This window comes from Bacteroides sp. DH3716P (assembly GCF_025914115.1).
Taxonomy (GTDB): Bacteria; Bacteroidota; Bacteroidia; order Bacteroidales; family Bacteroidaceae; genus Bacteroides; species Bacteroides ovatus.
Genome location: NZ_CP083673.1, coordinates 1,310,599 through 1,324,872 on the forward strand (window position 1 = coordinate 1,310,599; position 14,274 = coordinate 1,324,872).

Consider the following 14,274-nt stretch of genomic DNA (forward strand, 5'->3'; position numbering starts at 1 on the left):
CACATTTTTTTGATTTTCATGATTGGATACGAATCAGTAGTTGAAAGTTCGGTTTCGATTTACATTCAACTACTGATTCACATGAACTATTTATTTATCTCCACTTGATATTGAGGAATAATCTCCACGTTCTTAATTTCAAGCACCTGGTTATTTCCTTTAAAATCAGGAATAGCAGACTGGGGCAAATCTTGCAGACAAGTAGCATCCGAACGCAAAGGACGGAAGTAGAACGACATAGCTTCTTTGTTCATCATCTCTTTATGGCGGTTAAGACCAATCATCCATGGTTGGGCATGCCAGAATTCATCCTGTACCATCTTTCCGCCGAGGAAGGCCATTGCCACATCACCCGTGTAATCTATCTTCATGAAGTATTCATTCACTTGCGGGGTATGAACGGTATCACTGAAAGCTACGGTAATACGACGAGTGGTTATCTTCTCTACACGACATTCGGGGCTGACAGGCTGAACCTGTACTGTTTGTGATTGCCATCCTTTTGCCGAAGGGTACAAAATATAATCAAAGGCGTTATTTCCAAGTTGTTGCAGGGTGATACCTTCTGCCGTCGGTAATACGGTAGCTGTCGTTATCAATAGTTGCCCGTCCACCTTGATGGCATTAAGTGCCTGTTCATGATTCAGTGTCGTTATTTTTATTTTCTTACCGTTACGGGGTGTGACAGTAATAGTACTTTTCAGACCGCTTGTGACGGTGTATTTAGCCTTACCTTTGACGGTGCGGGCATCAAAACAATACTCCGGTTTCATACCTTCCGGGGCGAAGAAAATATAATGGTCGATACCGTTATCATTGATTTTCATCAGAGGTTGTGCCGTAGCATAACGAAGTCTGGCACTTCCGAGCATCAAGTTAAATGGCAGAATCATGCTTTCATCTTTCGGCAATGTAAAAGTTCCCTGTTCAGGTATGCGTAGTGTTTCATTCCGAAGATTCAGTTGCAGTTGCAGACCGTCCATATCATGCCGCAATGTGTCATGGTCCTGAAAGTTTATCATGAAAATGAATCCGCTGTCGTCTTTCATCCGGGCAGCATAACGCAAGTCATCACGATTTTCGGGTGTCATTTTATCCCAACCTTCCGGTAATACGGTTTCCATGGGAGCAAGATTACTGCCGAAATCGGCAAGAAACGAATGGATGGTGCGCAGGTAACGATAAGACGGATGTTCCAGTCCGAATTCGCCAAGAGGAGCCTGGAAATCATAGGAGATTTTGGGCATCCCCATCGGTTCGTCCTGATAACTTCCTATATTATCCTGACGTAGTGGAGTGCTTCCTCCGTGATACATATAATATCCGATGCCGTTGCTTCCGCTACCGAGCGTACGAATCATCAACGCCTGTGCTGCACGTGCCGTAACGATAGGTCTGCGTCGATAAATCATCTGTATTCCTGCACCCATTTCCGCACAGAACGAGGGGAATCGTTCCGCATCATAACGCACCGGAGCATAATCAGGCACACGGTGTATATCTTTGAACATACAGAAAGGCGACATTCTCGGTTCTTCCCAAAAAGGATAGGTGTAGGCGGATGTCACAGGAATTGCTTCATTGTCAATAACAGCTGCGTTTCCCCAGCCGGTGGCTGTATAGAACGGAGTGATAATACCTTCTTCCTGTGCCATTCTTTTAAGGGTACGCATGTGTTCCTCCCCAAGTTCGGCGGTAGTGACTTTCTTATCCATTACACTTACGCCAATCATAGCATAGTCAATGTCATAACTTGCCACAGTAAAATCCAACGGTTCACCGGGATAATTCACTCCCCAAGGAGATGCAGAATGCTGCATCTCATTTTCCAACTGGCAACCGATGATCGGACCGCCATCCTTATAATACAATCCTTGCAGTTGCCGGCCTATCTCGCCATAAAGTCTTTTTACGTAAGAGAGGTATAGAGGCTGATTGCTGCGTACATCCACCGGACGGGCGAAAAGCCAGTCGGGTATGGAGCCGTTACGTATTTCACCGTGACAGAAAGGGCCGATACGTACGATGACCGGCATGTCATGCTTCTTGCAAAGTTCTATGAAATGGCGTAGGTCTTTATTGCCGCTCCAGCAGAACTTGCCTTCCTCTTCCTCATGTAATCCCCAGAAAATATAGGTTGGCAATACATTCACCCCACCGGCTTTCATCTTTACAATCTCCTGTTCCCACTGTGCACGGGGATAACGGGTAAAATGGAACTCTCCCATAACAGGTATCACAGGCTTTCCGTCGATAGACATATAATAGCTGTTTACGGAAATATTTCCACCCGACGGGTTACTGCCCCCCATCTTGAGGTGTCCCGTATATATAGTCTTCTCTTTCACCGGAGCGGAAAGCTCATAAATCTGCTGTGCATGAAAAGTGGTTGCATATAGAGCAAACGCTAAAGCTGCATAAATTTTCTTCTTCATAATATGTGTTTTTAATGATGTAATTCTTATTTAATCAGAGTCAATACTTGATTCGCAATTGTTTCCATTCCTTTTACAGTAGGATGCCCGCTTTCTTTCTCGATTCCTTGCAGTTGTACGTATTTTATTCCGTAATGTTCGCAAACAACCTTGGTCGATTCCACAATCTCCGTTTTCAAGTCATCACTGATGATAAAGTAAAGCGTCACATTGGGATAATGCTCTTGAGCCAACTCTATCAATTTAGCCAATGCAGGACGATAGGTATACAGATCGGCACGCTTGAAATCTTCATATTTGTACTCACCGATAGGAGTGTTTGCCCAATTGTCATTGATTCCACCGAAGATGAGGATGATATCAGGATTCCCCAAACGGGGAACCCTTGTAATAAATGAACGGTCGGCATAGTCCTCGTCATTATATCCCGAATAGGATACAGTAGCCCCGCTATAGGAGTCGTTTGCTCCCAACTTGAAACCGGCTTTCTTGATGACCTGCCACCACCACGTCTGTTTCACATTCACTACCCCTGTCTTAGACCAATCGGTAGTTGTGTAATACGTTTTATTGGTGTCCGGTATATACTTCTCAAAGGTAGAATATGAATCGCCCAAGACCGCAACAGTCGGTCTGATACTTTGCGCTACCGCATTTACCGTAAACAGGCAGGCAAGGATATATAAGAATATATATTTCATGGTTTATCTACTTACTACTATTTACTATCTATCATAATTATTTTGCTTGATAGCCCCTTTGGACTCATCAATGAAACTCTGCGGAATCCAGAAACGGTTGTGTCCTTCGTGTACATTGAAGTAGCCGCGTCCTTCGGATTTATTAATGGCATCAATGCGGTTATTGGCATATTCCACATACTTTCCAAAGCGAATCAAATCTTGACGGCGAAGCCCTTCGAGATAGAACTCATGACCGCGTTCCAGAAGGATGGCTTCATTGAAGGCTTCACCGGAAGCTGTTTGAGCGTCATCCAGTTCCGACAATCCGGCACGCTTGCGTACACGGTTTACCAAACCAATGGCTTCCGTTGTAGGACTGCCCTCATTACGGTTGATACACTCGGCAAGTGTCAACAGCACATCAGCGTAACGATAGATAACCACGTCAATGCCGCTTTGCCCGTCTTTCATATCCGGATCCATACCGTATTTCAAGGGTAGTGCACCCTTTGCCAACTGACTGCTATTTGAGCGGTCTATCTTTTCTCCATTTTTATTCGTATAAGCAGTCACTACGTTTTTCAGACGCAAATCGCCTTCTTCAAATGTGTCATAAAAATCCCAAGGCATTACATAGCCACCCCAACCGGTTGCCTTTTCAGCCCAAGGATAATCGGCGGGAAGCACTTCGGCAGTCATGTAGTTGGAGTACCAACTGGCGGTATTGTTGCAAGCCAGTTGCAGAATCACTTCATTGTTACCTATTCCCTCTTTGGAGAAGATATAGTTATAATCAGGTTGCAGGCTATACACACGTCCTTCCATCTCCAACAATTCGCGGGCTAAAGTTTCCGCTTTATCAAAGTAGCCTTTTATCATGTAATATTTCAACAGAATCATACGTGCCGCCCCTTTCGTCATACGTCCGCGTGCCTCCGCCACTTCGGGTAAATCACGGATTGCATCGCGCAAGTCCGCTTCCATCATCGCGTCATATTCTTCTTCTGTCAGACGGGGAAGATAGACAAAAGTCTGCGGGTCGTCCAACACCTCATCCGAAGCCACCGGCACAGGACCGAACATATCATAAAGGTAAAGCCCCATCCATCCGCGCAAAGCCTTCGCCTCACCCGAATAAAGCGTTTTTGCGTCTTCACTTACCGGAGAGTTTTCAATACGACGAATGGTATTACGTGCTTTCGAAAGAAAATTATAACGCTCGAAATTTGAATAAGCATGATTCTGAATACTGCCTCCCACAGTAGCATACCACTGCTGGAAATAAAGTTCATCCGACTCCCACGCCCAGCAACACCAAAGCACATCTGTCGTCATATCACCTATTACTTGATATCCCATATAATCCGCCGAATAAACAGCCTTGAAATCACCGGGATTAAAATCATAGTAAAGCGAGTTTACCGCCAGTTTCAAGTCTGTCTCCGTCTTAAAGAAGTTTTCTGGAGAGATTTCGGTATAGTCCAAGCGTTCCAGTTCACAGGAAGTCATCGATAACAGCATCAAGGCTGTTGCTATATATTTCATTGTTTTCATACCCAGTATATATTAGAATTTCACATCCAGACCAATAGCAAATGAAGACTGATTCGGATAAGCTCCGATACCGTTTCCGGTTTCAGGATCCATTCCCTTATAAGGAGTAAATACGGCTAGATTGCGCCCCGCGGCATACAGCCTGACTGAACGAATCTTATTCTTAAACCATTGGGCAGGGAAAGTATAACCGATTGACACATTATCCAAACGCAGATACCAAGCCTTTTCGAGGAAAAAGTCACTTTTCTTGGGGTCAACGCCCGAAGAAGCCTCCGCCACACCCGGCAATGTACCCATAGGATTGGCAGGCGACCAACGGTTCTTCACCTCATCCAAAACATTGACGCCATACGTTATGTCTTCGATACCATAGATGGACTGTAACTTAATGTCGTTCACCTTCCATCCATTCAGCGAACCATAGATGTAGATGTTGGCATCCCAGTTTTTCCAGCGGAAAGTATTATTGATACTGAAAGGAATCGGGGTACTATTTGCCAATACCACCATGTCAGCTTCGTCGAGCACGCCATCCTCTCCCGCTGTTCGGATATAACGTCCTTCACTATCTCGCATCTTTTCGCCCTTCTCATCGAGTTGGTAACCATTCAAATCCTGATACAGAATAGCTCCGGCGCCGGATTTCTGCAGATGGTTATAAGTCCGGTCCATCTGAATCAGGCCATTCGTCCTGTATCCGTAGATGTTGTCCCATCTTTCCACATAATCCTGATAGACAGCAGGAATGAAGTCCGGGTCACGTTTCGTTGTGTGATTGCGGTAATAGGAGAAATTGATGTCGGTAGTCCAGTCAAAGTTCTTATTATCGAAATTTACACTGTGGATACCGATATCTATACCACGGGCACGGTAAACGGTCGCTGAATTGTAATCTATCGTCTTCACTTCCTGATAGGACATCAAATTTTTCTCTAAAATGACATCCTTACGCAGACGTTGGTAGAGGTCGACAGACCCGGACAGACGGTTGTTGAAGAAACCGAAATCAATACCGAAGTTATAGTCGGTCAGTGTCTCCCATTTCAATTTATCATTGCCCAGTTTGGAGATAGCCATACCGTTTACCAAGCTTCCGTTAGGTGCAAATGCGCCTTGTGAAACTTTATAATAAGTATTGATACCGGTGAGGTTGCCTGCATTACCGGTTTGTCCCACACCTGCACGGAGTTTCAGGTTGCTCAACCAACCGATATCCTTCAGCCAGTTTTCTTCATTCATACGCCAGGCTGCCGATACTCCCGGGAAAGTGCCCCATTGATGCTCCTTTGAGAAGTTGGACGAACCGTCTATGCGGAGATTGACAGTCAAGATATATTTAGATGCCAGCGAATAATTCAAACGTGCAAGGAATGAAGCCATTTCACTAGCTCCCTTATACGAGCTGATAGTCGGTTTTTCCTGCTCACTTGTCCCGATATTGTTCATCAAAGAGCCGTCGTATGGGAATTGTGAAGCGACGATACCCATCCCTTCCCAAGACGACTTCTTGTATTCAAAACCAGCCATCAGGTTCACGTCATGTATTTCATTGAACACTTTCGTGTAATTGGCAATCACATTGAACAGGTTCATTTGCGATTTCGCATTTTGCTTGGAAGCCTGACCGTCCACACTATATCCCTTTTTGGTCGTGGTGGGAATATATTGGTCGGCCTGCACATCTTTCATATCGAAACCGACAGTAGCCTTTATCAGCAAATCTTTGATTGGTCGGAATTCCAGATAACCACTGACAAAAAGGTCGCGGCTCACTGTCTGGTCGGTAATATCCAATAATGAAACCGGATTCGGATAGATGTCACGAATCGGATTTACGGAATATTTACCCTCTTCATCACGTACCGGTACGGTAGGAATAAATGTCATAGCCGAATATATCAGCGCTGAATTATCCTGCCGTCCATCCCCCAACGGTACGTCATGATACTTTATCTGCGAGAAAGTGGAATTAATGCCGGCTTTCAACATACGGTTGATAGTTTGGTCAACATTCAAACGCCCAGTGATACGATTCATCGAGTTATTCTTGGCAATTCCCTGATGGTCATAATAACTCAATGAGAACAAGTATTTCGTGGCGTCCGTACCGGCAGAAACCGAAAGATTATGTTCATCAACGATACCTACACGGGTTACTTCATCCATCCAGTCTGTTCCGTCGCCTACGAAATTAGCAATCTGCCTATCAGTATATTTCTTTTCATCCCCACGCCCCAGTTCATCAAACACTTTATTCTGTTCAATCATAAAATCACGCGCATTCAGGAAATCCGGTGCATCCTTGATATACTGGAAAGCAACCGAACCGGAATAAGAGATGTCGGGCTTACCTGTTTTTCCTCGTTTAGTGGTAATCAGAATCACACCACCCGAAGCATCCGAACCGTAAATAGCCGCTGCTGATGCATCTTTCAGAATATCAATCGTCTCAATGTCATTGGGATTGAGGTTAATCAGAGCATTGTCTTTCTCACCACCACTATATGCCGTTCCTGTTGTCACTGTTTTTGTTGACAACTGCGGCACACCGTCAATGACAATCAACGGACTTTGTCCTGAAAGTCCACCACGAATGGAGATATTCATCGAACCACCCGGATTGGCACTGTTTTGTGTGATATTCATTCCTGACGAACGTCCACGCAGCATGGAACCTACCGAAGCTGATGCAGCCGTCGGTAATTCATCAGCTTTTACGGAAGCCACCGCACCAGAGATACTGCTCTTTTTAGTCGTACCATAACCGACTACTACAATTTCATCCAATGTTTTAGCGTCTTCTTTCAGAATAAACTCCATGGGTGTAGCGGATACTTTCTTCTCTTGAGAGAGGTAACCGATATAAGAAACGGTAATCGTTGCTCCCGAAGGTACGTCAGACAGACTGAACTTACCGTCCAAATCCGTAATGGAGCCGTTGGTAGTACCTTTCACCACTACACTCGCACCAATAATAGCTTCACCAGCCGGGTCTTTCACCAGTCCCTTCACTTGGATATTTTGTGCCATCAGTGAAGTTGCCAACAACAGGAAGGTAAAAAAGAATCCTGTCCTCACACATATTGAATATATTGTTTTCATAGTTGCTCTCTTTTTATTCTGTTATTTTCTTGATTGTAGCCCAAAGAATAGCTGTATCGAAGGTGATTTGCACCACACCGTCATAATCGCTTGCATAGCTTGCCACTCCACCACCTGCGCTTGTGGTATCTTCCCACCAGCCGCATCCAGTCGCATCACCCCAATAGCGGAGAACATATCCCCAGTCGGACACACGGGCTGCATAGTATTGGCGCGTACTTGAATAACTGCCGATTTGATGCAAGGTAGAAGTATAACGATATCCATTGCGCGCCATCTCTGTAGCAGGCGTACCCCAATCGGCAAAATCACTGAAGCCACAGCCGGACACGGTGAGCGATCCTGTATAGGTTGTCGCTGAAGGTTCCAGTTTCCACATGCTATAAGTATGTGCCTGTAAATCAATCCAAACACCATAATAGCCTGACTCAGCAACCGTAGCAGGCACCACATAACCATTGTTATTCATCAGTTTTGAATTAACGTAAGGACTTACACCGAAAAGGTCACCGTCCATCGTCTTCTCCGCCGTAAAGTAGATTTGGAAGTTCGCCTTGTCTGCATAAATTTTTCCTTCATATTGGTACTCTCCCTTGCGGGTCATCGGTGCATAGTAGCCGTCGAGGTAGTCGTCAGCTTTCTCGGAAGCATTAACCACCCACATTACAGAGTAATCTTCGAATGGATCTTCCTCCTCTGCTAGCATAACAACAACCGTAGTAGTGACAACAGTTTCATTGCCTCCGGCATCCGTTATAGTCAAAGTGACAGGAAATTCTCCCGTAGTAAAATCAATAGTACGTTTCAATTCTCCATTACGCCCGGTTACTTTTACCGTCTCATCTATTTGCATACTAGGGATTTGAAGACGAACATCTTTCAACTCGCGATCATCGGTGAACTTCACATTCAAATTCCAGCTTCCTTTATTTGCAACCGCGTCAAAATCCACTGCTATCCGCGACGGAAGTTGGGTTTGCATAATCGGGCTCTCCATATCCGCTACATAAGTCAGCAACACATTCTTCTTGCTTTCCCGACCGTCTACGTCACGGATAGTAATCAATAAATATTCTTCAAAACTAGCGTTTTTCGGTACAATGAGTTGATAATCATAATTAAAGACTTTAGGCTTCTGCCCGCCCAATTCATATACTTTATGAATCCCCCATTGTTCACAACTTAATGTGACGCTTTCCAATCCTACATAATTAGATGCGGTTCCTGATACCAAAACGGTGTCACCGGGAAACGTCTCTATCTCATCACTCATTACATAAAGACCGGGAGCCACATCTTCCTTATCATCATCGCAACCGACAACAAAATACATAAGTGCCAGCAACAAACTGATTTTTCCGAATCTACTTAAAATATTCTTCATGGTATCTTCCTTTTAGTTGTTATATTTGAATGCATCCAATACTTCCAATCTATTTCCTTCATAACCAAACAAGGTGGTATTGCTCACATAATTCTTGGCACCCAGTTCCCATCCCATGCCTTCTACTTCGATAAAGATAGGATCCCAATAAAGAAAACCAAGTATGCGGCAGTCTTTCGCTTGCTTTATTTCTTTTATTTGTTCAAGCATGAAGTTTTTCTGTCCAAGCGGGGAAAAATCCAAATACGGCCCGTTGTCCGACAGTTGCCCCTGAGTTCCGTCAGGCAAAGTCTTGTCCCAGCTATATCCAGTTTCCATAATTAAAATATCCTTATCAAATTTAGCTGTGATATAATCCGCCCATTCACGCATTTGTGCTACCGTATTTTTCGTCCAGAAAGGATAATAAGAAGTACCGATTATATCATATTTCGTATTTCTTTTTTTCAGTTCACCATAATACCAGTTATACAAGTCTTTATCTCCGGCACCTGCCGAGTGAATAATGACCTTTGAATCCGGTGATACAGCTTTCACCGCATCATAACCTGTATTGAATAGTTCGGAAAGCTGCGCAAAATTGTCACAACTTCCATCCGGATATAACATGCCGGCTTGTACTTCATTACCCAACGAGACAAATTCGGGAGTCGTCCCCTGTGCTTTCATCTTATTCATGAAATCAAAGGTAAAATCGTAGAGTGCTTTTTTCAGTCCATCAAAGTCGAGCCCTTCCCATTCGTGCGGTTTGTTCTGGTCTTCTCCATTTGTCCAGTAATCACTATAATGGAAAGTCAACTGTATCTGCATACCGGCTTGTTTAGCTCTTTTTGCCAGCCGCAAAACATCTTCCGGTCCTGAAATACCTGCAGGCAAACGGTTGGAAGGAGAATAGTCCGGATTTCCCGGATCATTGTACAGACGGAGACGAACAATGTTGAAACCATTATTCTTCAAGATTTCGATGCAGTCTTTTTCTTCACCGTTTTCATAGAATTTGCCACCCATCTGCTCCACGTAAGTCAGTTGTGAGATATCACCGCCTTTCAGCAGATTAAATTCCTTTTCTGTTTTCTTCAAACGCAGTCCGTCAAAGCGGCTCCAGTTTGCTTCAGCCGATTCGCTATGGATTTCAATATCACATTTACCGCCTTCCACTTTTATCCCGCGCACATAGGAGCGAATCCAGGTAGAAGGAGATGCTTGTAATGAAGTCATTTTCTTAGTATCGGTGCCGGCTGCCACATAACAAGAGGCTTGTCCTCCGGTACTCTTATAATAAAATTCAAGGTCATAAATACCATCTTCCAAACCGTTGACAGTTTGACAGGTGGATACCGTATATGACGAAGTTGCTCCATAATGTAAAGCATAGTTGCCTTCACATCCCCCTTGTACCACTTTTGCGGCAGAATAGTCCCCGCTTACTGTCCAGCCTTTAGGAGAAGCTGTTTCGGCAGCGTCTTCTTCAAAACTTCCGTTAGGTACTTTCACCACTGTAACAGCAGGGTCGAGGTTAGCGACTGCTGCCGGATCATCCGAACATGCAGCCGTACTGCACATAACGGAAAAGCCAATTGCAATAAAGCCTGTAATTTTCATGATTAAACTGTTTTTAATATTTCTCATGTCATTGTTATTTAAGGTTTATGTAAAAAGGAGCTTGTGACGATGCTTAAAATTAAACATCGCCACTAAGTTGTCCTACCCTATCAGGCTTCTAAAAGCCTGAATCCCCTGATGATTAATATCCAATCTTTCTACCTCACTTAATAACCGGACGGATTTCTCCTTCTGGTTCAGTCCCCAATATCCTAATGCCATCATATATTTGCAGTGAATTACGTTCCTTATCGTCAAGTCATCCTCCCAAATCAACAAGTCGGGTAGCGACACTGCAAAATAATCCATTTTAATCTTGTCAAACAAGTGTTTTTCTCCATAAGAAGTCAATTTATGAAAGCGGCCGTTAGCCTCATCCATACGCCCGAGCTTCAATAATGCCAGACCTTGATAGAATATCTTATCGGGTTTCGCATCGTTGTAGTACATGGCGGCAGCCGGCTCGGTAGGTCCGATGATTGCCTGTTCCCAACATTCCACAGCCTTGTCATGTCGTCCCAATCCTTCATAAGCGCAACCCAGGAAGTAGTAAAAGTCGTTTTCCTGTGCACCATACAATTTGCCTTCACCAAGATGATGGGGATATTCCAGACATTCTTCCAATAATGATATTGCTTCTTTATTCTCACCGGCAGTTAATGCTTTCTTTGCCAATTCCACACGAGCCAGTTGATATTGGGCAGGCACTTTTCCTTCGCCACCCTCCCAGGGATGGAAGTTGTGTGCATCCAATACCGCTTTCGCCTTTTCGTACTCTCCTGTCTGATTCAACAAGGTGATTTCTTCCAGTATCAGGTCATCACGCTGCTTAATAAGTTCAGGATATTGTTGCAGGAAAGCTAGGCGCTCTTTGTGCGAACGACGGACACGCTTGTAAAGTTGATCGAGTTCCATCAAGATACGTGCATCGGTTGTGTCAAGGCGGAAAGCACGTTCCATACATTCGATGGCTTTCGCTTCCTCATTTTTCTTGTTGAAGAATGCCAAAGCCAGGTTACGCCATACGGTCGGAAAGCTACCGTCCAGTCTTGCGGAAGTTTCCCATGCTTCCATAGCCAGGTCGTACTGGCGCTTGTCGTAATACAGATTACCCAAATAGTAAGGAGCTCTTGCATCGTCCGGATTCTGTACCATGGCACATTGCAAGGCAAGAATTGCTTCCAAACGGTTGGGAAAACAGTAGTCGGGGCAAGCTTTGACTGCATCGGCAAATGCCTGTTTCACTCCGGAAAGTCCCCCCTGGTGCAGGCACCAACCCAAGTAATAGTAAGTCATCGGAGTAACAATACCCTCGGCAATGGCTATATTCCATAAGGAAGCAGCTTCCTGCCAGCAACCTGCGGCACAATAGTCGAGAGCTATTTCATCATAGTTGTGAGGTTCGCCACGCATCATCTCTTTCATGACAGACAATTCGTCGGCTACGTTCGTAATCAGGTACTTCTCGTAACGACAGCCAAAGTTGAATTTATCAATAGCCAATGAATCTTCAATCAGTTGCAGAGCTTCTTCGGTGTTGTCCATCCGGCGGAGAATTGCAGTTTTTAAAGCACGGGCTTTATGATTATGCCAGTTGCGGATAAGCGAGCGGTCTATTTCGTCCAGTGCATCCTCCAAACGATTCTGCAGGATAGAAATCTGCGCGCAGGCAAAGTACCCCGCATCCTGCCAGGCGGCATTCCAACAAGATTTATAGAAACGGTCGTAAGCCTCATTGTATCGTCCCTGGTATTTCAAGGCAAGACCGAGATTATAGATCGGTTCTCCGTCGTATGGATTCGGATTACGTTTCTGTAAGGTCTTTACGGCTGTAAGCAAGTATTGCTCCGCTTTATGGAAACGGCCTTTACGGATATACCACAGACCAAGCGCATTGTTATTACGCACATCAATCGGATCACGGCGCAATGCTTCTTCGTAGTATTCTACGGGATTGTATGTGGCATGTCTGTACTGTTCCAAGTGTAAGCCGGTCAGATAAAGCTGTTCAGTAGTCTTTATTTCTTCCGGGAGCAGGGCTGTTTCAGCAGCGTCGGGAATAGGTTTCACTTCTTCCGGTTCTGCATGCCAATAAAGTAATTCCCTTCCGTTTGCCGTGATTTCAAGAATCAGTTTGTCGAGCTTCTCACCATTCACATTTACCGTTTCATCCAGCAATTCTTCCGGAGTGATAGTCACTTCCTTGCTATAATATATTTTCCCGTCTTCACCTTTCAAGACAACATTTACCGTTTGGCACGAAGTAGCAAATATCTTGAAGCGAACGCTGTCCTCCCCTTCCGGTTCAATATTCATCAGCAAATCCCTGCTGGCATTCTTCACCACTCCCAATTCCCGGTAAGGCAGGAAATATTGAACGAAGCTCTTTTCTTCGTAAGGTTGGAGCCAGGTAAAGTCCGGTTGATTTTCGGTATAGACACCTGCCATCAGTTCAATGTACGGCCCGTCTTCGTCCGTCAGGTTGCGGTCCCATGCGCGGCCAAAGTCGCCGTTTCCCCACGTCCACTGTTTCTTGCCCGGAGAAATGTGGTGGTTCGCTACATGAAGCATACCGGCACGAGTATCATTCTCATATCCACCCTCAAAGTTAAAGCGGGAGTTGACAGCCATATAGGAAGTAGGAACCTTGATATTCTTATAGTTCGAGATATCTACTCCGGCAGAATAATCCATCTTGTAGTAAGTACCCGTTGCGATGGGGAAACTGGATACGGCACGCTTTCCATGGTCGAAAACGGCATTGATATCGGGCGGAAATACGCTCTGATAGTAGTCGTTCACCGCTACGGCAGGGTTTGCCCACCACAGGAAGGTCTGCGGTACTTCAGTACGATTGTAAAGTACTCCCTTGATTTCAAGAAAAGCATGTCCCGGACGAAGCGTAAAACCTGCCATTCCTTTCTGATGAAACATACGTTCCATTTCATTCACCCATACTGTAACACTGCCGTCGGCATTTTCTTCAATAGTAGTATCTACGGGCATGTAGGTGCTGGGGCGGTGATGTTGAGGCCAGTTAAACTCAATGCCACCTGAAATCCACGGTCCGGCAAGCCCTACCAAAGCAGGCTTTATCACATGATTATAATAAATGAAATGACGTTCTCTAATTTTATCATAAGCCATCTGTACACGTCCGCCTAATTCGGGCAGAATCATGACCTTAATGTATTCATTTTCGATAAAAATAGCATTGTATTCCTTATCCACTTTCTCATTGGACATCGATTCAATCACAGGATAAGGATAAACTACCCCGCTGCTGCCTTGATACACACGCTTCTCCAAGAAGATCGGATTCTTCTCCGGTTTGCCTACTTCATAAGTAGGGATAACCAACTTTTCTTTCCATGCTTTTACCATCGTATTATTGATTATAAATTTGTTTTTTTATTCGTTGACAAAGAGATCAAGAGACAAAGAGGGTCAGGGGCAGGGAGATTTTACATTCTCCCTGCCTGATTGATGATGTTATCCAATACCTATTTAC

The 14,274-nt window shown here is 44.6% G+C and carries 7 protein-coding genes; all 7 read right to left on the minus strand.

Going from position 1 to position 14,274, the window contains the following annotated elements:
* Window positions 1–86 precede the first annotated feature (86 nt).
* The 7 genes from KQP79_RS04690 to KQP79_RS04720 all read right to left on the minus strand — a co-directional run bounded on the left by KQP79_RS04690 (window position 87) and on the right by KQP79_RS04720 (window position 14,147).
* A complete protein-coding gene (locus KQP79_RS04690) occupies window positions 87–2,435 on the minus strand; it encodes a beta-galactosidase (protein ID WP_061447764.1) in 2,349 nt (782 codons plus the stop codon).
* A gap of 26 nt (window positions 2,436–2,461) precedes the next feature.
* Window positions 2,462–3,136 (minus strand): SGNH/GDSL hydrolase family protein, encoded by a 675-nt coding sequence (locus KQP79_RS04695; RefSeq protein WP_004307934.1) that lies wholly within the window; start codon window positions 3,134–3,136, stop codon window positions 2,462–2,464.
* A 24-nt stretch (window positions 3,137–3,160) separates the two neighbouring features.
* Window positions 3,161–4,672, minus strand: coding sequence for a RagB/SusD family nutrient uptake outer membrane protein (locus KQP79_RS04700; RefSeq protein ID WP_061447763.1), 1,512 nt, complete (start codon window positions 4,670–4,672; stop codon window positions 3,161–3,163).
* A 12-nt stretch (window positions 4,673–4,684) separates the two neighbouring features.
* Window positions 4,685–7,777, minus strand: coding sequence for a SusC/RagA family TonB-linked outer membrane protein (locus KQP79_RS04705; RefSeq protein WP_264386620.1), 3,093 nt, complete (start codon window positions 7,775–7,777; stop codon window positions 4,685–4,687).
* A 13-nt stretch (window positions 7,778–7,790) separates the two neighbouring features.
* Window positions 7,791–9,161 (minus strand): hypothetical protein, encoded by a 1,371-nt coding sequence (locus KQP79_RS04710; RefSeq protein ID WP_061447761.1) that lies wholly within the window; start codon window positions 9,159–9,161, stop codon window positions 7,791–7,793.
* Between the two features lie 12 nt (window positions 9,162–9,173).
* On the minus strand, window positions 9,174–10,790 hold the full coding sequence (locus KQP79_RS04715) for an arabinogalactan endo-beta-1,4-galactanase (protein ID WP_032855776.1): 1,617 nt from the start codon (window positions 10,788–10,790) through the stop codon (window positions 9,174–9,176).
* 75 nt (window positions 10,791–10,865) lie between these two features.
* Window positions 10,866–14,147 carry a DUF5107 domain-containing protein gene (locus KQP79_RS04720; protein WP_061447760.1) on the minus strand — a complete coding sequence of 1,094 codons (3,282 nt, stop codon included), beginning with the start codon at window positions 14,145–14,147 and terminating at the stop codon, window positions 10,866–10,868.
* Window positions 14,148–14,274: the final 127 nt, after the last annotated feature.

What these genes read in the sequence shown, in the direction of transcription:
- KQP79_RS04705 (WP_264386620.1), bottom strand. Translation starts at nt 7,777, where the DNA reads ATGAAAACAATATATTCAATATGTGTGAGGACAGGATTCTTTTTTACC.
- KQP79_RS04700 (WP_061447763.1), bottom strand. Translation starts at nt 4,672, where the DNA reads ATGAAAACAATGAAATATATAGCAACAGCCTTGATGCTGTTATCGATG.
- KQP79_RS04695 (WP_004307934.1), bottom strand. Translation starts at nt 3,136, where the DNA reads ATGAAATATATATTCTTATATATCCTTGCCTGCCTGTTTACGGTAAAT.
- KQP79_RS04715 (WP_032855776.1), bottom strand. Translation starts at nt 10,790, where the DNA reads ATGAGAAATATTAAAAACAGTTTAATCATGAAAATTACAGGCTTTATT.
- KQP79_RS04710 (WP_061447761.1), bottom strand. Translation starts at nt 9,161, where the DNA reads ATGAAGAATATTTTAAGTAGATTCGGAAAAATCAGTTTGTTGCTGGCA.
- KQP79_RS04720 (WP_061447760.1), bottom strand. Translation starts at nt 14,147, where the DNA reads ATGGTAAAAGCATGGAAAGAAAAGTTGGTTATCCCTACTTATGAAGTA.
- KQP79_RS04690 (WP_061447764.1), bottom strand. Translation starts at nt 2,435, where the DNA reads ATGAAGAAGAAAATTTATGCAGCTTTAGCGTTTGCTCTATATGCAACC.